Annotated in this window: 17 protein-coding genes; 6 read left to right on the forward strand and 11 right to left on the reverse strand. The window is 37.4% G+C overall.

Features of this window, described 5'->3' with window-relative positions; all coding sequences use genetic code 11:
• Positions 1 to 48 precede the first annotated feature (48 nt).
• A complete protein-coding gene (locus tag MHI04_RS19805; RefSeq protein WP_036119005.1) occupies positions 49 to 1,338 on the reverse strand; it encodes a glycoside hydrolase family 18 protein in 1,290 nt (429 codons plus the stop codon).
• A gap of 558 nt (positions 1,339 to 1,896) precedes the next feature.
• Between MHI04_RS19805 and MHI04_RS19810 the strand changes: the two genes are divergently transcribed.
• Together MHI04_RS19810 and MHI04_RS19815 are read left to right on the forward strand one after the other, a co-directional pair.
• The gene (locus tag MHI04_RS19810; RefSeq protein ID WP_058843580.1) at positions 1,897 to 2,316 is read left to right on the forward strand and encodes a hypothetical protein; all 420 of its coding nucleotides are present in this window, start codon (positions 1,897 to 1,899) and stop codon (positions 2,314 to 2,316) included.
• Between the two features lie 13 nt (positions 2,317 to 2,329).
• Entirely contained in the window at positions 2,330 to 7,420 is a 5,091-nt protein-coding gene (locus tag MHI04_RS19815) for a DUF4132 domain-containing protein (RefSeq protein ID WP_342535118.1), read from the forward strand.
• Between the two features lie 43 nt (positions 7,421 to 7,463).
• On the opposite strand, the gene MHI04_RS19820 is transcribed toward MHI04_RS19815, so the two are convergent.
• Positions 7,464 to 8,195, reverse strand: a complete 732-nt coding sequence (locus MHI04_RS19820; RefSeq protein ID WP_036118980.1) for a hypothetical protein — start codon at positions 8,193 to 8,195, stop codon at positions 7,464 to 7,466.
• On the reverse strand, positions 8,188 to 9,525 hold the full coding sequence (locus tag MHI04_RS19825; protein ID WP_101967020.1) for an AAA family ATPase: 1,338 nt from the start codon (positions 9,523 to 9,525) through the stop codon (positions 8,188 to 8,190). The genes MHI04_RS19820 and MHI04_RS19825 overlap by 8 nt, the downstream gene beginning before the upstream one ends.
• Positions 9,526 to 9,675: 150 nt before the next feature.
• Between MHI04_RS19825 and MHI04_RS19830 the strand changes: the two genes are divergently transcribed.
• From MHI04_RS19830 to MHI04_RS19840, 3 genes are all read left to right on the forward strand, one after another.
• Complete coding sequence (locus MHI04_RS19830; RefSeq protein ID WP_036118983.1) at positions 9,676 to 10,140, forward strand: hypothetical protein; 465 nt, start codon at positions 9,676 to 9,678, stop codon at positions 10,138 to 10,140.
• 538 nt (positions 10,141 to 10,678) lie between these two features.
• Positions 10,679 to 12,427: a methyl-accepting chemotaxis protein gene (locus MHI04_RS19835; protein WP_036118985.1), complete on the forward strand. Its 1,749-nt coding sequence runs from the start codon at positions 10,679 to 10,681 to the stop codon at positions 12,425 to 12,427.
• A gap of 135 nt (positions 12,428 to 12,562) precedes the next feature.
• Complete coding sequence (locus tag MHI04_RS19840; RefSeq protein WP_342535119.1) at positions 12,563 to 15,730, forward strand: amino acid adenylation domain-containing protein; 3,168 nt, start codon at positions 12,563 to 12,565, stop codon at positions 15,728 to 15,730.
• Between the two features lie 846 nt (positions 15,731 to 16,576).
• Here the strand turns inward: MHI04_RS19840 and MHI04_RS19845 are convergent.
• From MHI04_RS19845 to groES, 5 genes are all read right to left on the reverse strand, one after another.
• Positions 16,577 to 17,587, reverse strand: coding sequence for an ABC transporter substrate-binding protein (locus tag MHI04_RS19845; protein ID WP_342535120.1), 1,011 nt, complete (start codon positions 17,585 to 17,587; stop codon positions 16,577 to 16,579).
• A 10-nt stretch (positions 17,588 to 17,597) separates the two neighbouring features.
• The gene (locus tag MHI04_RS19850; RefSeq protein ID WP_036118991.1) at positions 17,598 to 18,359 is read right to left on the reverse strand and encodes an ABC transporter ATP-binding protein; all 762 of its coding nucleotides are present in this window, start codon (positions 18,357 to 18,359) and stop codon (positions 17,598 to 17,600) included.
• A 4-nt stretch (positions 18,360 to 18,363) separates the two neighbouring features.
• Entirely contained in the window at positions 18,364 to 19,413 is a 1,050-nt protein-coding gene (locus tag MHI04_RS19855; protein ID WP_342535785.1) for an iron ABC transporter permease, read from the reverse strand.
• Between the two features lie 700 nt (positions 19,414 to 20,113).
• Positions 20,114 to 21,745, reverse strand: coding sequence for a chaperonin GroEL (groL, locus tag MHI04_RS19860; protein WP_058843576.1), 1,632 nt, complete (start codon positions 21,743 to 21,745; stop codon positions 20,114 to 20,116).
• Positions 21,746 to 21,875: 130 nt separating this feature from the next.
• The gene (gene groES / locus MHI04_RS19865) at positions 21,876 to 22,160 is read right to left on the reverse strand and encodes a co-chaperone GroES (RefSeq protein ID WP_004224358.1); all 285 of its coding nucleotides are present in this window, start codon (positions 22,158 to 22,160) and stop codon (positions 21,876 to 21,878) included.
• Between the two features lie 171 nt (positions 22,161 to 22,331).
• Here groES and MHI04_RS19870 point away from each other — a divergent pair, with 171 nt between their 5' ends.
• Positions 22,332 to 23,096: a type II CAAX endopeptidase family protein gene (locus MHI04_RS19870; protein ID WP_058843575.1), complete on the forward strand. Its 765-nt coding sequence runs from the start codon at positions 22,332 to 22,334 to the stop codon at positions 23,094 to 23,096.
• A 77-nt stretch (positions 23,097 to 23,173) separates the two neighbouring features.
• On the opposite strand, the gene tatC is transcribed toward MHI04_RS19870, so the two are convergent.
• From tatC to MHI04_RS19885, 3 genes are all read right to left on the reverse strand, one after another.
• Positions 23,174 to 23,998, reverse strand: a complete 825-nt coding sequence (tatC, locus tag MHI04_RS19875; RefSeq protein ID WP_036119000.1) for a twin-arginine translocase subunit TatC — start codon at positions 23,996 to 23,998, stop codon at positions 23,174 to 23,176.
• A gap of 17 nt (positions 23,999 to 24,015) precedes the next feature.
• Positions 24,016 to 24,201: a twin-arginine translocase TatA/TatE family subunit gene (locus MHI04_RS19880; RefSeq protein ID WP_010857065.1), complete on the reverse strand. Its 186-nt coding sequence runs from the start codon at positions 24,199 to 24,201 to the stop codon at positions 24,016 to 24,018.
• 165 nt (positions 24,202 to 24,366) lie between these two features.
• Complete coding sequence (locus tag MHI04_RS19885; RefSeq protein ID WP_036119002.1) at positions 24,367 to 25,002, reverse strand: redox-sensing transcriptional repressor Rex; 636 nt, start codon at positions 25,000 to 25,002, stop codon at positions 24,367 to 24,369.
• Between the last annotated feature and the right edge of the window lie 163 nt (positions 25,003 to 25,165).

Here is a 25,165-nt window from a genome sequence, read left to right on the forward strand (position 1 = left end):
CCACTTAGAAGAAAATACATTGGGTAAACCCTATTTTCCTTCCTCATGTTATTTCTTCACCACATCAAAATTGGCTCCAATTAATACCCAATTTTGAGGGAATGGTAGCCCCAACTTCCAATAACCAATACCACGGAGATTATATTGTTTAATAAGATTGAATTTTGCTTGAATAGATCTAGCATCTTCAAACCACACCATATGTGCCCTACCTTGCTCATCATAGTATTCAAAGAATGGTGCTTGGGCTCGCCAATCAAACTGAATTGCTGCATTATAACGTTTGGCAATTTCAATGGCTCTTTGTGGGCTAAGTGCTTCCGCGTACGGTCCACCCTGTACAAAAGGTAACGTCCAGTCATAGCCATATAAATTTTGTCCAAGCATAATTTTACTTGCAGGTATTTCACTAATCGCATATTTTACAACAGCTTCTACCTCAGGGAGAGGCGAAACGGCCATTGGCGGTCCTGCAGAATATCCCCATTCATAGGTCATGAGTAAAACAAAGTCGACTATTTCTCCATGCGCCCTATAATCATGTGCTGCTGTCCATGGACCTCGTTCACTATCACTTGTTTTTGGAGCTAGTGCGGTAGACACTGTATATCCTTGAGCATGGAATTTTTCGACAGCTCTTCTTAAAAAATTGTTATAAGCTTGTCGTTGATCTGCTGGCAAATTTTCAAAGTCAAAGTGGATATCTTTCACTTCCCCAAGTCGCTTTGCTTCTGCAAGAATATTATCAAATAATAAATCTTGAACAGCCGTACTTTGAAAAATATCTCTCGCTAACTCGCCACTAAAACTAAAATTCTCCAGATTGGAAATAACCATAGCCAGAGATGCTCCCGTATCATCCGCAATTTGTGTCACACCTTGACTCGGTGGTCTCTGTAGGGTTCCATCCCTTCTTGCCTCATAACTGAATAAAGCTAAATATGTTAAATAGGGACCCGCTTCCCTAGCCTGATTCAAGAGGGCCTCGCTAACAGATGTTCCTCTGGGCTCTAAATACGCCAATGTTTCTGCCCTGGTTTTTGGCGGTTGTGGAATATATAATCTCGTTCCAATAGCTAATGGTTGATTGGGATTAATACCATTTACTTGAGCAAGCGTTACATAATTAATACCAAAGCGTTGCCCGATTGACCATAAGCTATCGCCTGGCTGTACATAATAAAAACTTCCGACAATTGGGATCACAAGAGCTTGCCCCACAACTAAACGATTGGGATCGGGAATTTGATTGGCCTCTACAATACTCTGAACCGTAGTCCCATACGCCTGCGCAATACCCCATAAAGACTCGCCAGCCCGTACAACATGTATTTGAATGATTTTGCCTCCTTCTCGCTTGATAAAATCATACCTATAAATCTTATGAAACCCGATAAGAAAAGATGTCTTGCTACAACACCACAAAAATCTATTACTTCGAATAGTGGATGAATTTTGTCATCCTTTTTAAAATAGTTTTTTTATTAGTGTATGAATAATAATTTCCTAAGGCTTCGGAACCCCCATTCACCTGATTTTTTGTTTGCTATGTATTCTACTGCTGTATGCCATGTACTCGATAATATCCATGTTTTTACTTTCCCTTCATTTTAATGTTTTCAATATATCTAGTGTCCTATCTTCTGCTTCTTCTCTACTATTTGTATAAGAAAACGCAAAATGATACACAACCCTAAAATATTTATCGTACAAACGTTCTATATATGACATATCCTTCTGTATAAATTCCCCCTCTTTCTACCTTATACATAAGTCTCTGTACGCTAGTTTTTGTCGCACTTTTCCCGAAATATTTAACGCAACTAGTATCATATGCCTTATTCTTTTCACTATCACCACTCTTGTATAATGAAATTATTGTAAGGAGGTGTTAGATTGCGTTTATTTTACCAGCAAAAAGTAATCGGCAAGAAATCTCGTAAGCTTCAAAAAATTCCATTTTCTATTGATGAGCCTGTTACAACTTTACAAGATTTACTTGTTCAACTTGTGACACAGCAGGTACAACAATTTAATGAAAAAATGGTCGATACACCACTTCATCTTTACTTAACGGATCAGCAATTAGATGACGCAACCCAGTATGGGAAAGTACATTTTGGAGAGAAGAAAAATGATTCTTTACAGTCAGTTGACCAAGCCATGTCCAATATGCTTCAAGCATTTCAAGATGAGCTGTTCTTGGTCCTTCACAATGAGGAGTCGCTAGATTCTCTTACTACACCTTTAACCATACAGGAAGACGATGTTTTTACATTCATTAAATTAACTATGCTTGCAGGACGCATTTGGTAAGGAGGGATATTTCATGACACTTTCACATGAACAAAAAACATATTTTCAAGGTATAGTCGATTCCGCACCTATAGCTATACAGCCATTAGCTGCAGCATTACTAAAATATATGGACAACAGAGATTATGAAATAGAACAGCTGATTGCTGCTCAACAAAATTCAACACTTGAAGAGCTATTTAGTGGTCCACTATTTGACGTGCTTACGCTATTTTCTTCACAAGAACGTGCACTAAAGATTAAGAAACTAGCATTACGTTTTGATGCTACAATGTTCCAAACCGATGTTTTACGTCGATCATTTCGTTCATCTCAACCCGTGCAGGATCATCTTTTCCAGTGTTTACAATTAATAGAAGAAATGCTGACCTTTGAGGAAATTACTTTGGAGGAGTTACTAGCGAATCATCATCAATACGAACATGGTACCTATCCCAATTACAGCTCTTACGTTTTGAAGAATGAAAATATAAAAGTAATGGGCTTTAACGTCTTTGAACAGTTGCTTGCTGACGAACTCTCTTTAGAAAATCCTTCTATTGAAGAGGTAGTGGAAAGTATTTTATTTGATGAGCATCACAGTAGCTTTTTCGGTCATCCGTTCATTCGGGGTATTTTTAAGTCCAATAACCACCGTATGCATGAGGCTCTTGGCAAATTATTAGTAGCAGCTGCCCGTCAAGAAGGGCTACGACAAGCAATCGTTGAAAATATTGACCATGGCAATCTTGATGCACAGCTAAAAATGATGAAACTTATTCAAGAACATCAACTAACACGCTTCTCCTCTGTGATTCGAGCAGTCGATACTTGGATGGGGCTTGGCTATAATAGCTTTGAAAATCAAAAAGTGACGGAGGAAGTTTTAGCTTTAGCTGTCCAAGCCATCGAAGAAGATAACTTTGTTGAACAGCTACTAAAGAGTGAACGTACAATTGATATTTATGTCGCATTATGGGCAACTGCTACAAGAGACTATACAAGGCTAGATGCTGTCGTGACAACGCTCTTAAAGCGTAACAAACATATCCAGCTTACAACGCTTGCCTTTTTAAAAAATTTATCTAAGACCTCCTTTACAGCGCCATTTGTGAAGGATTTAATTTTAACGACGAAAGATATCGAGTTATTTGCCTTTGCATGGGGCAATTTCCTCTATGCTAACCACTATATTAATAGCGAGTATGCAAGAGATCATGAATGGGATCAAAACCTTCAAAAATTCATGCAAGAAAATGCACAGTTGCAAGGCATTGAATATCTATTATTCGAACAACTGGAATGGGCTAAGAATGAAGTTACAAAAGAAGGGCTGAATATTACAGGTAAACCTTTATCCTTTGTCCATGTCCATTTATCATTAGAAGATTTAATTTCAACCCAAATTATTTTGGCCCATCATGTACAAGATGAGGTATTATTCCAACGAATTATTGCACAGGCAGATTCCTACTCACCATCAAGTAGAATCGGCTTACTTAATATTTATTGTCTTGATCCTAAAACACAAGGTCAACGTGAATTTTTATTTAATTCTTTACGAGATCGCAGCTCCATCAATCGTTCTCTTGCATTGAAAAAAATACATGCTCTGACACCAACCGAAGAAGAAATCGTAAAAATTGAAGATCTTTTAGCTAATAAATCAGGGGCACTTCGTAAAGAGGCTATCTCCTTGTTAAAAGCTCAACCACAGGACCCGTTATTGCAAAGTGCTGAACGACTGATAAAAGATAGTAAGCAGTTAAAAAGGCTTGGAGGACTTGAATTACTGTTAGAAGCTTCTAAGGACGACAATTTAACGAGTGAGCAAATTACCACTTTATGTTCCTTATTACCAAAAGTAACAAAAAATGAACAAGTTCTGTTAGAACAATTAGTAGCAAGGGATGTACCACAGTATAACGAGCGCAATGGCTTTGGCTTATATACGCCGCATTCCCCTATTCAATATGATCGTATTGCCGATGGGGCCATTCAAATGAATGGTGAAGAACCTTGGCAGCAGCTTGTTCCTTTCTATGTACAGACACCGACACCATTTGAACAATTTTTTCAATATGATATTGAAAAATTGCTGTCGAAGCTTGAGCAACTTATCCAAGTACTTGATGAACATGCTGAACTTGAGTATGAGACGTACCAATGGAATGATACGCCTATTACTACAACGTTAGGACAACAATATAGTGTCCTGACAGATAAAACGGACAGTCGGCGAGATGCTAGTCTAGATGCTTATCCTATTCCTGAGGAAATTGTTCAATGGATCAAGTCATCTCTATTTAGCCGTGAGGACTTAGTCTATTTTAATTTCTACAATAATCTATCAGAATACCCTGCTGCCCATGATCTTTCCGATGCAGCCCATACACTTATTAAACCTTTCTTCCAATACGAAGAAATTAAAGCACGAGTTGTTCAATTTGATTCCTTGAAATATAACTATACGATCCAACAAATTTTCTCTGTGCTATCGCAAGATAGCGATAAAATTTCAGGAGAGACAATGTTGCATAAAGAAGCTCTCTCATTACTAGAAAAGCATGCTCCTGAATTTAATAGCTTTGAACAGGCTATCGGCATAATGCTACAGCTATTCAAACAAATCCCTGCAGATCAGTGGCAGCTTGATGTTAGAGAACAAAGTTATTATTACTATCGTTCTACATCTACTATTATTGATTTGGATGTTATTGAGACATTTGTAGAGCGATGCTGGTCTGGTTACTCAACCTATGGTGAATATGTCAAAATGCTCGCGATCAATGAAGAGCTTACAAAGCGTATGAAAAACGAAGGCTATAGTGCTAATGTATACAATTTATCACTGTTCCAATATTTAGATGCTATGAAGGCTGGGTTATTGACACAGGATCATTTATTTGAAGCCATCTTTACTGATACACTTGCTTCAGAAATATTTAACGAGCCTAATAAATTACTAGAACGCTATCAGCAGTCATTTGAAGACTTAACAGATTTTTTTGCTATTCGTGAACAAGCGATTGATCGTATTTTAGCCATAGAGCTAAAGCGTGGTGATACACCTACCACTGTAACCAAGCTTGCTAGTAATATTTCTTATTTTGAGGGTATTCATTATTTCTTACAAATTCTACAGGCACTTGATGGAGAAAAGCTTGCACGAGGTTATATTTGGCAAGCCGAAACGAAAAAGGATGTATTCTCTCGATTGCTAACTAGCTGCTACCCTAAAAAAGAAGAAACGGCACAGCAATTAAAAGAGGCGTGGGAACAAACAGATATTTCAAAAGAACGTTTAATCGAAGCCATGATGTACAACCAGCATTGGATAGACCTTGTCAGTGAGGTCATTGACTGGGATGGATTAAAGGAATCAGCCTGGTATTTTATCGCCCATACAACTGATTCTTTATCAGACTTTGCCAAAGATCAGATTGCCCTCTTCTCTAGCATAACTGCTGAGGATTTTCGTGATGGTGCATTCGATTTAGCTTGGTTCCAAAGTGCCTACGAAACACTTGGTGCAAAAAAATTCAAACTCGTCTATGATGCAGCAAAATATGCTTCTGAAGGAGCCAACCATCGTCGGGCACAGCTTTATGCAGATACGGCTATCGGTAAGCTCAGTCCCAAACCATTTATGCAAGAAATTCAAGACAAGCGTAATAAAGATAAATTACGCGCACTTGGCCTGATTCCTTTAAATAAATCTGATGATAAAGATGCCCTAACACGCTATCAATTTATTCAACAATTTTTAAAGGAAAGTAAGCAATTTGGTGCGCAACGCCGGGCTAGTGAAGCACGCGCAGCCAGTATTGCACTAGAAAACTTAGCACGCAATGCTGGTGATGGAGAAGCCACACGCTTTACATGGCGTATGGAATTATCAGCCTTTAACGACATCAAGTATTTATTTAAAGCACAACAAATCGAGCAAATTACAGCTCATTTGCAAATTGAAGAAGATGCGTCTGTAGCCATTGTTGTTGAAAAGGATGGTAAACGTCTAAAGAATATTCCTGCTGCATTAAAAAAACATGCCGCTATTGTAACCTTGCAGGAAGCTCGAAAAGATTTACAAGAACAATATAAACGGGCGCGTCCAGCACTGGAGCAGGCTATGGAATTAGAAACCGTATTTTCAGCTGATGAGCTTATCCATTTATTAGCTCATCCGATTCTAGCTCCCCTTTTACAAAAGCTCATCTTTATCAGTGATGAACATGTTGGCATGCTTACACCAGATGGCTTACAGCTTTTATCTGCTGACATTGTGGCACTGGCACCAACGTCCGCCATCAAGATTGCCCACCCTTATCACCTTTTAGAAAGTGGTCAATGGAGACAGTGGCAAGCCTATATGTTTGAGCACAAAATACAACAACCATTTAAGCAAGTGTTCCGTGAGTTATATCTCATCAATGCAGATGAAAAAGCACAAAAACAATCATTGCGCTATGCAGGACATCAGGTAAATCCATCACAAACAATAGCTTTGCTGAAAACACGAGGCTGGCAAATGAGTTATGAAACAGGTCCTCGTAAAGTGTATTACAAGGAAAATATTGTGGCATCCTTGTATGCACAGGCAGATTGGTTTACCCCAGCAGAAATTGAAGCACCTGCAATCGAAGGGGTTTACTTCTATGATCGTCTAACCGGCAAAAATATCGTGTTAGATGTTATTCCTGCTACGATATTCTCTGAGGTTATGCGAGATATTGACCTTGTTGTCAGCGTTGCTCATATTGGTGGTGTAGATCCTGAGGCAAGTCATTCTACTGTTGATATGCGCAGTATTATTGTAGAAGAATTAGCTAAATTATTGAAGCTAAACAATGTGGAAGTGAAAAAACAGCATGCCCTCATTGAAGGTAAGCTAGCAAGCTACTCCTTACATTTAGGAAGCGGTGTGGTGCATCAAGTAGGTGGTTCGATGATTCCGATTATTGCTGTTCCATCACAGCATCGTGGACGAATTTTCTTACCAATGGTGGATGATGATCCACGCACAGCCGAAATCATGTCAAAACTGTTATTACTAAGTGAAGATACTAAAATTAAAGATCCTGCCATTTTAACTCATATTCGTAGCTATGAACAAATGCGCTAATGTAAGCCAAATAAAAACAGGTGACAAAACAAGTCACCTGTTTTTATTGTACATCCGTTTTAATCATTTCAAATAATAGTGGTACATTCGTACCTCGTTGCAATGAATGGCAACCTTCCATTAAAAACGACCAACTTTTCTTTATTTTTTCCCTATAAGGTAGCTCTGAACTAACCGGGAGATAGGCTCTCAAATATTCTTCAATTGTGCCAGATAGATTGTCCATAAACGCATCTGCTTTTTGTATTTTTTCTGTTGGGATTTCATTGCGCTCATCCCATAAAACATGCTCTAAATTCGTAGAGAAATAAAACAATTGATAAGGTACTTTCATACGATTAATGCTAAAATGGTCGTTGGCAATTAAAATTTTAGCATTCTTCGCTTTCATATCATTACGTTGTTCAATTTGTTCTTTACGCTTAGCTGACTTCACTAAAATAGCATCCTCAGTATAAAATAAATTTTGCTCAATTTTCTCATCTACCTTGACACATTCCGGTGCAATAAAGCAACCATCCGTATCTGTAATATGAACGACAGCAGTTAAATCATTTGCTAAAAATTTATATTTTTCAAGATAGCTTTGGATTACTCGTACCACACTATTTTTAATATTCGGGATACGTTTATGGGCATCCCATTTTGTCAAAATATCTTCACGTTGTACATCAAAACGTATGGTTGAATTCGCAAAGTGAGCATCTAAATAATCCTCTAAAATAATTTGCTCCGTTTGTCCTTCCACAATGATTAAGAGTACCTTTTTAGTCATACTGAACACCCGCTTTACGAAAAGCACGTTTAATTTTAAATGTTTTGGTTTCCTTATAGACATCTTCATCCTGTCCACCAAGTTGAATAGCACGTAAGTAGACATCTCTAGCATTATTTACTTCTTTAATGCCTTTTAGCTGCATATAGCGGTGATTTTCATTTGTCGTTGTAAACCATAAGTTTTTAATAGCTAGCACCTCTAACACACGTAGATTATGGGATGTAAAAATAAGTTGTCCTTTTCCATCCTCATCTATCACTGTTAACAACTCACCCAACAAATATTCAAATACTCCCGAATCTAATTCATCAATAACCACACAGGCATTCGGATTATTGTAGACAGCTATCAATACACTAAGAACAGAAATGATCTTTAAAATCCCCTCAGACTCTGTTCGCAGCGGTAATTCCCTCTCTCCACGCTGTGATAAAAATTCAAAACGAATTCCCGGCTCACCATTATCCATCATTTGCTTTGTAATCACATTAATTTTAATAGTTAGACCTGGAATAATAGCCGTTAACACACGGTTACTTTGCTCAATTACTTCACATAATGCATAGAATGCATCCTCTCGTAATATTGCTGGTCCCTTTAAATCGTAAGGTATTAGACCTCTCGTTTTCTCTAAATGAATACTAAACGGCATGATCCGTTCTTCAAATAATGGTGCTATATTTTGATTATTAACAACATGTAAGTCTCTATTAAAATCAACCGCAATATTTTGAAGTAGTTGCATTTCTTGCTCCGAAAGTCGTTCCTGTAACAATGGCTTTACATCTTTATGGAATAGAAATGACATATATTGCTTTCTTGCTAACTGTTGAATAACAAGTAATTGGATACGTGCCTGCTCACTTAAATCAGCCAGTTTTGATTGACGAATTCGGACGTCCTTCTCTGTTACAGCTACTAATATCTTTGAACGCTTCCCTTTAGCATTTTCTCGATAGCTAAGACGTTCCAGCGTTGTATATAACCGATGCTGATCCTCCTGTAGCTCCACATAGTAATTTACATAAAACGTCCCAAATTGATTTTCAACTAAAAATTCGACATCTATGCAGGCTGTTTGCTCACCTGCTAAGATAAGTCGTTTTTCTTGTGAGGGTAGTTTCACTTCAGCAAGCCAACCCGATATAAGTGTCTTTAATATTTCAAATGCATCCACAATGGTTGTCTTTCCAGAGCCATTCTGTCCATACAGCCCTACAACATTTGCTTGTAGAAATGTCTCAAAATTTACTCCTAGTACAATTTCGCCTTGTCTTACATTTCGCAAATTTTGTATGTTCATCTTTTTTATTTTAATAATCGCCATTTGCTAAACATCCTTTTAACCTTTTTCCTTATTATAATGAAAATTGTTATATTTTATAACAATTTCAACCTTAAGTATCGACTAGCCTAAAGCCTATGGCAATTATCGCAATAGGCATATGTTAGAAAAAATGAAGAAAGGTGTGTTTCATTGGTTTATCCTAGATTAGCTCCTGATGATTTTAACAGTCAATTTCGCCCAGGTATGAAAATATGGGTAACACTCCCCACAGGTACTTATGCAGGTACATTGATTCGAACATTTGGCACGGGAGGAAGAACAGCTGAAATCCAGCTAGATAACGGTCAAATAGTGACTGTGGATGTTAGTCAAATTACTGCCGCAGGTACAGGTACACCACCTGGTAGTTCCTATCCTCCGCCATATCCACCACCCTATCCACCACCTTATCCGCCGCAACCATACCCTCCACGTCCATATCCGCCACAACCTTATCCACCGCAACCCTATCCACCACGTCCATATCCACCACAGCCCTATCCGCCGCAACCTTATCCACCACGTCCAGGAGGGCAATATCCCGGTTTCCCACCACCATTAATACCAGGATTGCCTAATATTTTACCAGGTATCTTTGGTAATCCTCGACCATAGCCAATTAGAAAAGGTTATTTCTTTGTTCATCTTTGAATAAAGAAATAACCTTTTTTTCATTTTATTCCCATAATAAAAATGACAGAAAACCATAGCATTCTCAAGCATATCAGACATTACAAAATAAGTAAAAAGCCCTAACAAGGAGTTGAAAAATAGGATATCCACCAAATTTTTAATTCAATTGAAATCGACTAGTTCCAAGCAAACTTCTTTTTTATACTAGTAATCGTTCGAATTTTTGTAAAAATACAGACTAAAATACAAAATAGACAGACTAAAAAACTAAATTCTATTCTTTAATTTTATAAATCTAGACTTTAAATAGTAAGTTTTCTGGGTTGTGAATCAATTTTTTTGGCAGTATAGTAGTTTAATGTTAGGGGATAAATAGATTACTTTGCATTCATAAATATTTAATATGCATCTGGACTTCTACGAATAACATCACAATCTTCAATGTGCAGTACATTGACTAAATTATCCATTTCTTATCCTTAGCTTGAAATATTTGTTATATCATATTAGGAGGAAAAGTATGAAAAAACGCAAGAAGCAGCATATGTCCATTAGCAAAAAACTAACCGTAATAATGGTAAGTATTTTATTATTATTTGGTTTAGTTACTTTAGGCCTTTCTTATTATATTGTCAGAAATAGTAATTTAACAGATATGGATCAATCGCTCTCTGACAAAGGCATGATCTTAGCAAAAACGATTGATATCAATACGTTGAAATCAATACTAGATAATCCAACAAACAGTAACTCCGACGCCTTAAAATTAACAAGAGAAATGGATGCGATCAATGACAATTCTGATAGCATTACCAATCTATTTTTAATTACGGTTAATGGAGAAAATATTAATGCACCTGTTCTTTCATCTAGTATACTAGAACTAGGTGCTGAATATAATCAAGATATGATTGCTATGGGTTTATCTCCCGATTTCCTAGCAAGAATCAAAGAGGTTTTTAACACAAAAAAAGCAACAGCAACAGATATTTATAGCGATGAGTTTGGTAGCTACAAAACGGGCCTCACACCCATTTTAGATGAAAATGGTGATATGTTGGCTGCATATGCCATTGACTATGACGTATCGATGGTAACTGGAAAAGCCATGTCTGAAGCTCTATGGACATTATTAGTCACTGTTATTTTCTTAATTGGTTCATCTATTGCTGTATACACTCTTTTGAGAAAAAAATTAACACCAATTCAACAGCTTTCCTTACAATCTAAAAAAGTAGCAGAAGGTAATTTAGAGCTTGAACCATTATCCGTTACTTCTACAGATGAAATAGGAACGCTCACACAAAACTTTAACTTAATGATTGAAAATCTAAAAACTGTCATTAAAAGTACAACAAACGTTTCTGCTCGTGTGTCAAACACAGCCAACGTTTTATCGGCAAATATGCAGGAAGCTTCCGATTCTTATAATAATGTAGCTTCTTCTATGCAAGAAATTGCGAGTGGTGCGGATCTCCAAGTTCAAAAGGCAAAAGAGAGTACGATTACTATTGAAGAAATGAGTATTGGTATCCAACGCATTGCGATGACATCCAATCAAATTTCAGAATCCTCTATCTTAGCATCAGAGGAAGCTGAAAGAGGTAATGAATCGACAAATAAATCAGTTGCACAAATGAATGCGATTAGTAAAGCTGTAAATCAGTCTGCTGCTTCTGTTAAATTACTTGGCGATCACTCCAATAAAATTGAAGAAATTGTGGGCATTATTACGGGAATCGCTTCCCAAACAAATTTACTGGCATTGAATGCAGCCATCGAAGCTGCCCGTGCTGGAGAAGCTGGTAGTGGGTTTGCAGTGGTTGCTGACGAGGTACGTAAGCTTGCTGAACAGTCTGAGGCATCTGCACGGGAAATTTCTACACTTATTTCTCATATCCAGCATGATACAAACGAATCTGTCAATATCATGGTTCACGCTGTAGAAGAGGTCGATCATGGAATTGTTATGATTAATGATTCAGAAAAATCATTTAGCCAGATTCTAACTTCCATTCATCATGTAACAGGACAAATTCAAGAGCTTTCTGCTACGATTGAAGAAATGGCAGCTGGTATGGAAGAAGTAACATCTGCTGTTAAAGATATGGAAGACTTCTCTATCAATTCAAAAGACAATACGAGAGCAGTTGCCGCAACTTCTGCCTCTCAGCTGAATACCGTACAACGAGTTTCTGAAGAAGCTCAAGTATTATCCGAGTTATCTGATGAACTATTAAATGTTGTTAATACCTTTGTAGTGAAATAAAAAAGCGAAAGGGCTGCTCTTATCAGGAGATGTATGTCCGTTAGAATTCTGAGAATGATTCATTTTCTGTGGAACTAATGGCATAAACACTCCTTCATAAGTGTCTGCCCTTTTCTAAAATAGGAGTTGTCATGATTGAATAATAAACGAGAATTTGATGTATACCCATTAGAGAATAATACGCATTCTTATGAGCCACAAACTCTACCATCCAATCGTACACAACTGTTGAACGAAGAAGATTTACTAGCCTATCAAACTTTAAACCAAACATTAGCTGACTACGATCAAAACACCACAATACCTGACGTATTTTATCAGGCAGCACAACAGTTTGCTGAACGCATTGCATTGTCCTTTGAAAATGGTAAGATGACCTACCATCAGCTAAATGAACAATCCAATCAAGTTGCTCACATGCTAATAGCAAACGGTCTGCAAAAAGGAAACTATGTGGCAATCGTTATGGAACGAAGTAAAGAAACAATCATCAGCCTTTTAGGTGTCCTGAAAGCTGGTGGTGTATATGTTCCTATTGATCCAAGCTACCCGAAAGAACGGTGTCAGTATCTATTAAACGATACAGGTGCCCCGTTTATTCTAACGAAAAACGAACATACAGCATTACTGAATGATTTCATACATAATGATTCCCAAACACGTACAGTGTTAACGATCAACCAATCAGAAAAAGGCTACTCACAGGAAAATCTAACTTGTGAAATACATCCATCCGACCTAGCCTATATTATTTATACTTCTGGTTCTACGGGCAAACCAAAAGGGGTTATGCTTAAACATGAATCTGTTATTAATTTGATTACAGATAATCAAAGAATCTACCATTCAACACAAGACGATGTATATTCTCAGTTTATCTCCTATAGTTTTGACCCATCAGTAACAGAGACTTTTACCGCTTTCTTTTCTGGAGCAAGGCTTCATATGCTAACAAGTGTGGAACGTCTATCGATTGAAGCATTTGCTGATATGATTGGTCGTGAGCAAGTAACCGCTGCCACTGTACCCAATGCTTTCTTTACACAGCTAGCAACACATTTACCTGTAGAATACCGAGAAAAACTGACAACACTAAACTACCTATCTGTTGGTGGCGAAGCTCTATTACCTGCTGTCGTTCAAAAATGGCATGAAAAATTTGGATTAACTACAGAAATTATTAATCTTTACGGACCAACTGAATGTACAGTATTGTCCTCTTACTTCAAGATAAAGGATTCTATAATAGATAAACAATCCAGTATTCCTATTGGCAGACCAATCGCTAATTATGAGATGTATGTTGTTAATGACGATGAGCAGCTTTGCCCAGTTCATGAAACTGGAGAATTATGTATTGCAGGTGCTGGTTTAGCAGCAGGCTATTTACATCAGCCAGAAAAAACGGCTGAGGTATTTGTACCTCATCTATTGAAGCCAGAACAAAAAATGTATCGTACAGGTGATTTAGTTCGCCTATTACCTAGTGGTATTATTGAATTTGTTGGGCGCAAGGATTCACAAATCAAAGTAAGGGGCTTCCGTATTGAGCTTGGAGAAATTGAAACGGTGTTAAGCAATCATCCTAACATTCAGGAAGTCGTAATCATTGCGAAGAAAAAGTCCGATGGTAACAATCATTTATTTGCCTACTATACAGTGACTAGTGGTATACAACTTGAGGAAGATATTTTAAGAGACTACCTGTCAACTCTTCTACCAGATTATATGGTGCCTGAGCGTTTTATAGAATTGCCTGAAATGCCGCTTTCTCCTACAGGAAAAATCGATCGAAAACAACTAGCATCACTGGAAGTGGTTTTATCGCGTAGCCATGCATACAGCGCACCCCAAAATAATATACAGCAGCTGCTAGCTATCGCATGGGAAAAGGCACTTGGTATCGAGCCAATAGGCATTCACGATAATTTCTTCCATATTGGAGGTCATTCATTAAAAGTGCTTGAAATTCTTGTACAAGTGAAAAAGCATATACCATTCTTAAAAATACAAGATTTCTTCCACTACCAAACGATTGCTGAGCTAGATCAATATATTCGTCATTATCAGCCGGAAGCTAATGACAATCAAGAGCAACCAGCTAATCTTGTTTTTAAGGATTTAATGGAGCCAAGTCCGCTGCAAGTCTCTCAAACTGTAAGACCCTTGCCAATGACGTCGGTATTATTAACAGGAGCTACAGGTTATTTAGGAAGCCATATATTATACGAGCTGTTAACAGTAACAAATGCACATATTTACTGTCTTATTCGACCAGGTGCCCATGCAACGATTAAGGACAAGCTAATGGATAGTATGCAATTTTACTTTGGCAACGATCTTGTTCATCCTATGAAAGAGCGTGTCACAGTTATCCCAGGCGACTTAGGAAAGCAACAACTTGATTTATCTGATGAAGCTGAACAAATGTTGCTGGAAAAAATCAATGCAATCATTCATTGTGGTGCCGATGTACGTCATTTTGGTGCGGCTGACCATTTCAATAATGTCAATGTGAATGGTACTCGCCATTTGCTTGAAATAGCTAAACGAAAACCGGGTATGCATTTCCATTATGTATCAACAATTGGTATTCCAGAGGAGTTAGCTGCCATTCAATGGGGCTCAAATGAGGCAAAAGGTAATTTTAATTACGATGTGAAGCTTAATAATGTGTATACCCAAAGTAAGCTAGAGGCGGAAAATCTTGTTCGAAATGCTGTAAATGATGCCATTCCTATTTCCATTTATCGTGTAGGAAATTTAAGTTGTCACTCTGAAACAGGCAAATTCCAACGTAATATTGATGACAATGCCTTTTACCGTATGATTAAATCGATGCTTTATTTAGGTAAAACACCTACTGCACAATGGCATGTTGACTTTACTCCTATTAATTATGCGAGCCAAGCACTCGTTTCTCTGGCGAGTCAGCCAGCAGCAAACGGTCATGTCTTCCATTTATGTAATCCTGTATCGCTTCCTTATTTAGAATTAATCGACATGATTAAGGAATTTGGCTATGATCTATCAATCGTTTCAGCACAGGAATATACAAATTGGCTATTGCATAGTGAGCATACAAAAGAAGCACAGGAATATTTATTGTTAGCCATTGCTCAGCTTGAAGGTGATGGAGCTGGTGATTCCCCGTTTATTTTCAATTGCAAAAAAACACTAGAATTTTTAGTCAATACGAAAATTGAATGTGCAGTACCTAATACAGCCTTTATTCACAGAATGATTCAATATGGAATAGATACAGGCTACTTCCCTGCTCCAAGTCAAGTCAAGTCAACATAAGATAATCAAACAGGATATACAGCTATTTGCATATCGTTAACACTAACAGAGTAGGATACTTTTTTTAAGTACTCCCTTCTGATATTTAACGAAAATTTAAGAAATACAGGATTTTGCAGGATCAGCAATGAGCATTGCTTGGTTGGGCATGTGCTATAAACCTCATTTGTTTGATACCATTAATATTAAGCGAGCCAAGAAAGAACTTTCTAGCTCGTTCTCGATTCACAACATCCTTTATCCATCTGCCGAAACAATTACAATGTTTAATAGAGAGCTGCTTCCATTGCTATAACAAAAAGGAGGAGAAATTAATAATTTCTCCCCCTTTCATAGTGTTGAAAAGCAAAACCATCCATAGAATTTATGTGAAAGGTGAAAAAGGATTTCCGTTGCAGGCTACTTGCTTTCCTGTGGGCGAGCGCCGAGCCGCTCCGTTTAGAGGCTCGCCTGTCTCGCTATCCCACAGGAGCCAAGTGGCCTTCCACTCCATAAATTTAGCAAAGGTTCAAGTGAAGGCATTCACTACTCTTTTATGGAGGGGTGTTGTCACACATCACTTCTCCACATTGAAAATAAGAGGCTATCCTCTCTTATAATATAAATAATGGGCTATTTTGTTCAGGAAAAGACACTTTTGCAGAATGGTTGATTGGAGTGGAGCCAGCGTCACTCCTAGGGGATTTAGCGTCACAGAGGAGACCCTGGAGCGAACGCAGTGAGTGAAGCGGCTCATCGGACGCCCCCTGGAAAGGAGGCTGGCGGAACGGAAATCAACCCCTCGCCTGACAAAATTGCTTATTATACCGTTGACATTACCTTTTTTAAGCTGTCTAATCGACTCTCTTATTTAAATAAGTCTGGATACATCTCTTTTGCTAATGCTTCCATTCCATCTATTGTGTTGTAGCCATAACCAAACATGTAATTATAATCTACGATATAAATTTGTTTATTTTTAATAGCTTTCATGCTTGAAAGTTTAGGATTTGCATAAATTTCTTCGCGTACTTTTGTTAGATCAGAACCATCCCAGTTAGGAAGAATTAATACATCTGGATCTGCTGCAATTAATGTTTCAACACTTACATCGCCTGTTTCACCTTTGAAAATGTTATCTAATTTAACCATTTTGAATGCGTCATTGAAGAATGTTTCATCGTGAGCTGGGTATACAAAAAGCTCTTTTGGATCATTTGTATGCAAATAAGCAAAAGTTTTTTCTTCTTTAATACTTTCTAATTTTGAAGAAATGTTTTGTTGTCGCCCTTTTAATTCTTTAATAAAGCTATCCGCTTTGTCTTGCACTTTGAAAATTTTACCGATATTTTCGATATCTTTGTAAATAGAATCATATGTGCCACCTGTTACAGATGATTCTAAAACATATGTTTTAACGCCCATTTCATTAAGTGAGTCTACTGTCCCTACGCCCCATTCAGCATTATCAAATAAGCCACCGCGACCAAATACAAGATCAGGATCAGTTCCTAATGTAACCTCTTTCCCTACATACTCATCACTTAAAATATTTAACTTAGCGTATTCTTCTTCTACAGATTTATCGACTGCACCAAAGTTTGCACCGACACCAACGATTTTATCACCTAATCCTAAATGTAATAATAATTCTGCTGCTGGGCGTGTATTAGCCATAATTCTTTCAGGTGCTTTATCGAATACTTGATCTTTCTTTTCCCACGTTGAGCCTCCCTCAGCCTTTGCAAAGTTAGCAACTGTCAGTGGATAATAATCTTTTGTTTGTGTTTCCTCAGCTGTATTTTTTGATGTGTTACCACAAGCTGTTAATGTTAATAAAGCTGCTAAACCAATTCCTAATAATAGTTTTTTCTTCATGGTGTTCCTCCTATAGTCCATATGCAAAGCCTAATCCGTTTGTCACGGGATTAGTAAACGTTTGACATTTAATATGATATAAAGCTTCTATTGTTTCCGGTGTTAAAACCTCTGCTGGTGTGCCATGCGCATAGATTTCACCATCTTTGACCGCATAGAGATAATCACAGTAATGGGCTGCCATTTCTAAATCGTGAAGCGCTGCTAAAACACCGATGTTTAAACTTCTAACACAGGATAGTATTTCGATTTGATAACGAATATCTAAATGGTTTGTTGGCTCATCCAAAATCATAAATTTAGGCTGCTGAGCAATCGTTCTTGCTAAAATAACTCGTTGCTTTTCACCACCAGATAGTGAAAGAAAACTACGCCCTCTATAGGATTGTAAGTTCGTACGCGTTAACGCCTCTTCCACTATGTCAAAATCCTTTTGGTTATCTGACTCTAGCATTTTTTTATGAGGTGTTCTGCCTAACATCACCATTTGCTGTACCGTTAAATCAAAATGCATTTCATTGAATTGCCCTACTACACCTAAGTGCTGAGAAATCTTTTTTTCAGGACTCTTCAAAACATCTAAATCATCTAAAAAAACCATCCCTTTTTGAGGCACAAGGCTTTTATAAATACTTTTCAACAAAGTTGACTTTCCGCATCCGTTTGGTCCGATTAAGCCCACAAATTGTTGCTTATTCACATGAATGGATATGTTTTTTACTATTTCCTTTTTGCCGATCTTTACCTCTATTTCCTTTGCTACTAATTCCATTGTTCTACCCTCCGAAGTTGTAACCTTTTTTTACAATCATATAGATAAATAATGGCGATCCAATGACAGAAGTAATGATACCAATTGGTAATTCAACATTTTGGATTAATGTTCGAGACAGAATATCCGCCCAAATCATGAAAAGACCACCTAAGAGCAATGTTCCTAACATTAATCGTTTATGGTCTGCTCCAAAAATGCCTCTCGTGATATGTGGAATAATTAAACCAACAAAACCGATCATACCCGCATAAGCAACCATTGTTCCTGTAATGAGCGAAGTAAGGATCATGTACAATTTGCGATAAGCACTTAGATTGATACCTAATGTGATAGCTGATTCATCTCCAAGTAGCATTGTATTTAGCACACGATGTTGGAAAAGGAATAACGCAGCCCCTAGCACAATCACAATTGTTAAAATCGGTGTTTTATCCCAGCTAGCAGAGGCCAAGCTTCCCATAGACCAAAACGTAACGGTTTTAATGCCCTCAGCATTATTCGCAAAAAAGATAATAAGACTTGAAAAAGAACTACATAATGCTCCAATGACAACACCTGATAAAACAAGTTTGACTGATGTCGCTTTACCACCAATGCTGGATAAGATCAGCACTGCCATAGAGGTAAACATTGCCCCTGCAAATGCTCCAAAGGCTACCCCAAACTGTGCCAACAATGCACTACTTCCAAAACCAACTAGAATGGCAAAGGTTGCACCCAATGACGCCCCTGAAGAAATACCAAGTATGTATGGATCAGCAAGGGGGTTTTGTACAACCGCCTGCATGACAGTCCCGCATAGTGCAAGTCCAACGCCAATCAATAATGCAAAAACCACACGAGGCATTCTGACCTGTAAAATAATATTCAAGTAGGATTCACTATCCACACTATCAAGCGAGCCAAGCTTCCCGTTGGATATAGTATGTAGCAAAATATCCATTGATTGCTTAAAAGGTATGCTGACTTGTCCTATTGATACAGAAAAAACGGCAGATATTAAAATGGCGCCTATTAAAAGCAAGATAATAACATAATAAATATTGCCCATTCCTATTCTGTTAGCTTCCTGATTATCCAAGATTTCACCTCTATCTAACAAACTATTAGTTAATGATAACGATTATCATTTTCATTTTGTATTGTAAGTGATAATCTTTTGAAAAACAACAGGAAAATTTTTAATTATAGATTATTCATACATTTAGTAGATGAATAATCCACTAATGGCGCTTTCATTCACTAAAATTATTTTTTCGTTGAGCATCACAACAATAAGTTTAGAAATCCCATTTATTATATAGAAGAGAAAATTTAGGAATTTCTAATTAACTAAATATAATCAACAATTGAATGCGAAAATGCTCGCTTTTATTTTTGACTATGGGTCTGTTTTAATTGGTTTATGATTATCTCATTGGGAACTAGAGGAATTAGCTATAGGAGAATTGCTATTGGAATCCCCCTCGCCTAACTACCTTGACTAGAGGTTAGGCAACAGGAAAATCAGCAATCGATGATGGAGGTAAATTTAAACAATTTATTGGAGCTATGATGAAATCACCCTGCTGTTAAATGGATCATCGACTATAAATAGAGCTCATTGGAAAAAGGGGACTGAATGGGACAAATATAGAGCGATATACTTGTTACAAGCGCTGTACATTTAAGCTATTCATTATAAAAACCACTTCCCATAAAGTTATGGAAAGTGGTTATGTTTAGTCAAAAATTTTAGCTGAAACTAAAACTTACATCATGCCTGGCATACCGCCCATGCCGCTCATATCTGGCATTGCTGGTGCTGCTTCTGGAATATCTGCTACAACTGCTTCTGTTGTTAAGAATAGCGCTGCAACTGATGCTGCGTTTTGTAGAGCTGAACGAGTTACTTTTGCTGGGTCCACTACGCCTGCTTCCATCATGTTTACCCATTCGCCAGTAGCTGCATTGAAACCAATGCCAACTTCTTCACGTTTTAGGCGATCCACGATGATTGAACCTTCAAGACCAGCGTTATTAGCGATTTGGCGAACTGGTTCTTCTAAAGCACGTAAAACGATTTTCACACCTGTAGCTACGTCGCCATCTACTGATTCAGCTGCTTTTTCCACTGCTGCATAGACGTTAAGAAGGGCTGTACCACCACCTGATACGATACCTTCTTCAACAGCAGCACGAGTAGAGTTTAGAGCATCTTCAATACGCAGTTTACGTTCTTTAAGCTCAGTTTCTGTTGCAGCACCAACTTTGATAACTGCTACGCCACCTGCTAATTTTGCAAGACGTTCTTGTAATTTTTCTTTATCGAATTCTGATGTTGTTTCAGCAAGTTGTGCACGGATTTGACCAATGCGTCCTTCGATTGCGTCTGCACCGCCAACACCTTCAACGATTGTTGTGTTGTCTTTTGTTACAACAACTTTTGCTGCACGTCCAAGTGAAGAAATATCCGCTGATTTTAGGTCTAAGCCTAATTCTTCAGTAATTACTTGACCACCAGTTAGGATAGCGATATCTTCAAGCATTGCTTTACGACGATCACCGAAGCCTGGTGCTTTTACTGCTACAGCATTGAATGTACCACGAAGCTTGTTCACAACAAGCGTTGCAAGTGCTTCACCTTCCACGTCTTCAGCAATGATTACTAATGGACGACCTTGTTGTACCACTTGTTCTAATAATGGTAATACTTCTTGAATGTTTGTAATTTTTTTATCAGTAATTAAAATGTATGGGTTATCAAGAACCGCTTCCATTTTATCTGTGTCAGTTACCATGTAGTGTGAAGCATAGCCACGGTCAAACTGCATACCTTCTACTACATCAAGTTCTGTTGTGAAGCCTTTAGATTCTTCGATTGTAATAACGCCGTCGTTACCAACACGCTCCATTGCTTCAGCGATCAGTTGTCCAACTTCATCATCTGCAGCAGAAATAGCAGCAACTTGTGCAATTTCTTCTTTATTGCTTACTGGACGAGAAATAGCGTGTAATTCTGTAAGTGCAGCAGCAACTGCTTTATCAATACCTTTGCGGATACCTACAGGATTTGCACCAGCCGTAACGTTTTTCAAGCCTTCACGAATAATTGCTTGTGCTAATACTGTTGCTGTTGTTGTACCGTCACCAGCGATTTCATTTGTCTTAGAAGCAACCTCTGCTACTAATTTTGCCCCCATGTTTTCATATGGGTTTTCTAGCTCGATTTCTTTAGCGATTGTTACACCATCATTTGTAATAAGTGGTGAACCGAATTTTTTTTCTAAAACAACATTACGCCCTTTTGGTCCTAATGTTACTTTTACTGTATTCGCTAATTTATCTACACCTTGTAACATTAATGAACGAGCGTCTTCTGAGAATTTAATATCTTTTGCCATGAGAATTTACCCTCCTGAAATGGAATATTCGTTAAGCTTCTTCAATATATTTATATCAATTTCATCTTATTGTCATTTTCGTTAAACAAACAATAAGCCTTCACCTTTATTTAAGGTGTGAATAATGTACTTATTCAATAATTGCAAGAATATCGCTTTCGCGTAAAATTAGGTATTCATTACCTTCAAATTTAACTTCTGTTCCAGCGTATTTAGAGAAAATAATGCGGTCGTCAACTTTAACGTCAAGCTCTACACGTTGCCCGTTCTCTAATACACGACCTGTCCCAACTGCTACTACTTTACCCTCTTGTGGTTTTTCTTTTGCAGAGTCAGGTAGTACAATACCGAATGCAGATTTCTCTTCTACCTCGATTAGTTCAATTACAATACGATCTCCTAGTGGTCTTAACAAGTGAAACAACCTCCTAATAATTAAATAATTGTTAAAATTTATTAGCACTCTATATTAATGAGTGCTAACACAATTATTATGATAATCAATCACACTTTTTTTTGCAAGCCAGAACTTCGAAAAATTTTGTTTTCTTTCCATATTCCTCTACAATAGAAAGGAAGCATATGAATGGAAAGGATTTTGACTGTGACTAATTCTCAAAAAATAACGAAACATAAAAAAACAGCCCTGTATGTCTTATTAATTTATATCTTGATGCAGATTTCAAGCAGATGGCTGCTCTTACCGTTTCATAAGCTCGTTATGAAGATAACTGGTCTAGCTTCTGAACAAGCGGCTCCCATTACTCAAGGCTGGTATATTGCCCTTAGTTTTGCTATTGCGCTCATTTTAAGCTTAATCCTAACATCTCGTGATAAAGCCTTTTGGAACATTTATCAAGGAAAAAAGGAAACGATCCCTCTTACAATTGTTTGGGGAATCTTCGGTTTCTTCCTCGTGTTCTTTGGTCAAATGATTGGTGCCGCTATTGAGATGGCTGTTTTCGGTATCGAAGGAGGTTCCCAAAATACCGCAGATATCGTCGCTATAGCTCAAGGTGCTCCCGTTGCTATATTAGCGATTGTTGTATTTGGGCCTATTTTAGAAGAATTCGTCTTCCGCAGAGTCATATTTGGCTCGCTTGTCCAAACAACAAATTTCTGGGTGGCGGCTATAGTAAGTGCCATATTCTTTGCGATTATCCACTTCGACTTCTCGCATATCTTGCTTTATACCATTTGTGGCTTAATATTTGCCTTTTTATATCACAAAACAAAACGCATTTGGACTTCTATTATCGCACACGTTATGCTTAATGGATTTGTGACACTTGTACAATTCTATGCAGAGCCATTGCAAAAGTTTCTTCAAGAACTAGAAAAAATGCAATAATTTTTTGTAAAGTCATCGTAAAGCGGAATTAGAACACAAAAGCTCGGTGTCCCATTGAGGGCACCGAGCTTTATCTATTACTGTTGATTCAATTCTTCTATTTGTCGTCGTTGCTGCTCAAGCGCCTCTTCAATCTGACGCTTTTGCTCCGCTTCCTGTTCTTCTTTTAAACGAATTTCCTCTGATTTAAGATATTTCTTATAACCAATCCGAGAAATCATAATACTAATTTCATACAAGATAAACAATGGCACAGAAACCATTAAATGTGACGCCAACTCAGGCGGTGCAATAATCGCTGCACATACAAATAAACCAAAGTATGAATATTTACGAATTCGAATTAGTAAATCTGGACTTAATATACCAATTCGCGAAAAGAATAAAACAACAATCGGTAACTGGAATAGAAAACCAAAAGGTATTGTAAGCTTAAACAAAAATGTAAAATACTCATGTATACCAATGGTTTGCTGTATCTCCAAATCATTCGATAAATTCATCATGAATTTTATGACATACGGGAAGAGTAAAAAGTACGAAAAAGATAACCCTGCAATAAACAATAGAAATGAATATGGTATATAGCTTAGAGTGGCTTTACGTTCTACTTCTCTTAATCCAGGGCTAATAAACGACCACAATTGATACATCAACACTGGCGATGAAAGAATAAAGGCAATTATAAAAACAACTTGGATATAAATTGCAAGTGGTGTGACTACGTCAAATGCATGAAGCTCAATATTATATTTTGCTCCAGTCATTTGAAGGTATTTAACAAGCGGCTTTGCGACGAAAAAGCCGCCAGCCATAGCGAGAACAAAGAAAACGGCAACAATGAACAGCCGTTTTCTTAATTCTTCTATATGCTCAATGACAGTTAGATCTTTTGGATTCATTCCTCAAACATCCTAACTTACTTATCTAGTTCTTTCTTTTTCTTGTCATCATCATCTTCGTCGGCTAAACCTTTAGTAGCATTTTTGAATTCACGTAGTGTTGAACCAAATGCCTTACCAAGCTCTGGTAACTTCTTAGGGCCAAAAATTAATAACGCGACAATTCCGATAATAATGAGGCTCATAGGACCAATTCCACCCATTACAGCCACCTCCTCTTTATATCCATCATTTTAACGCATATTTCGCCATTTTGCTAACTAATTATATGTGAAAGTTTTTCGTCTCTCTCATAGGTTTACCCGCATTTTATTAAAAAATATTATTTGACAGAAATGGTGAATTACACTTAAAAATATGTATTATTTTCACACTTCCTGATTACGAATTAAATAGATAAGCGCTTGCAATTCTACCGATAAATCAATGGTTAAGAGCTGCATTCTATCTGGTACTGTTAACCGTTCTGGTGTAAAGTTTAAAATACCTTTTGCATTCATTGCTGCTAAACGATCCGCCATTTTTTGTGCGGAGCGTGGTGAAACGGTTAAAATCGCAAGCTCTGCACCGTATTCAGCATACTTCTCCTCCAGCAAATCTGGATGAAAAACAGGAATATTACTAATCATTTTGCCATCCTTCGGTGCTTTAGAATCGAATGCTACGACAATATGTGTATTATGGTTTTTTTGAAAATTATATTTTAATAATGCACTGCCCAAATTCCCCACGCCAATTAACGCTACTTTTGTCGCTTCATGTTGATCAAGCGTCTGGCTAAAAAATTGTAATAAATGCTGCACATCATAGCCATAGCCCTTTTTACCAAGAGCGCCAAAATAAGAAAAATCACGGCGAATCGTTGCAGAATCTATTTTCATCGCTTCACTCAGTTCCTTCGACGAAATACGTTCCATACCTTCTTGTGCAAAGTTTTGAATAAATCGATAGTAAAGAGGAAGTCTTTTTGTAGTGGCTTGTGGAATTTTTAATTCTTGTTTCAAACTTTCTCCTCCTTATGATGAACCTCAATCAATTTTACTGTATTTAACTACTAATTTTAATACATTTATCCTTAACTATATACAACATTTTTGCAATCCACTAGCGTATTTCTCTTTAGTTAATGGCGCTTTGTACGCAACTAACTAAAAAGAAATCGTTTCA

Origin of the sequence: Lysinibacillus sp. FSL K6-1151 (genome assembly GCF_038630755.1) — a bacterium.
Lineage (GTDB): Bacteria > Bacillota > Bacilli > Bacillales_A > Planococcaceae > Lysinibacillus > Lysinibacillus fusiformis_D.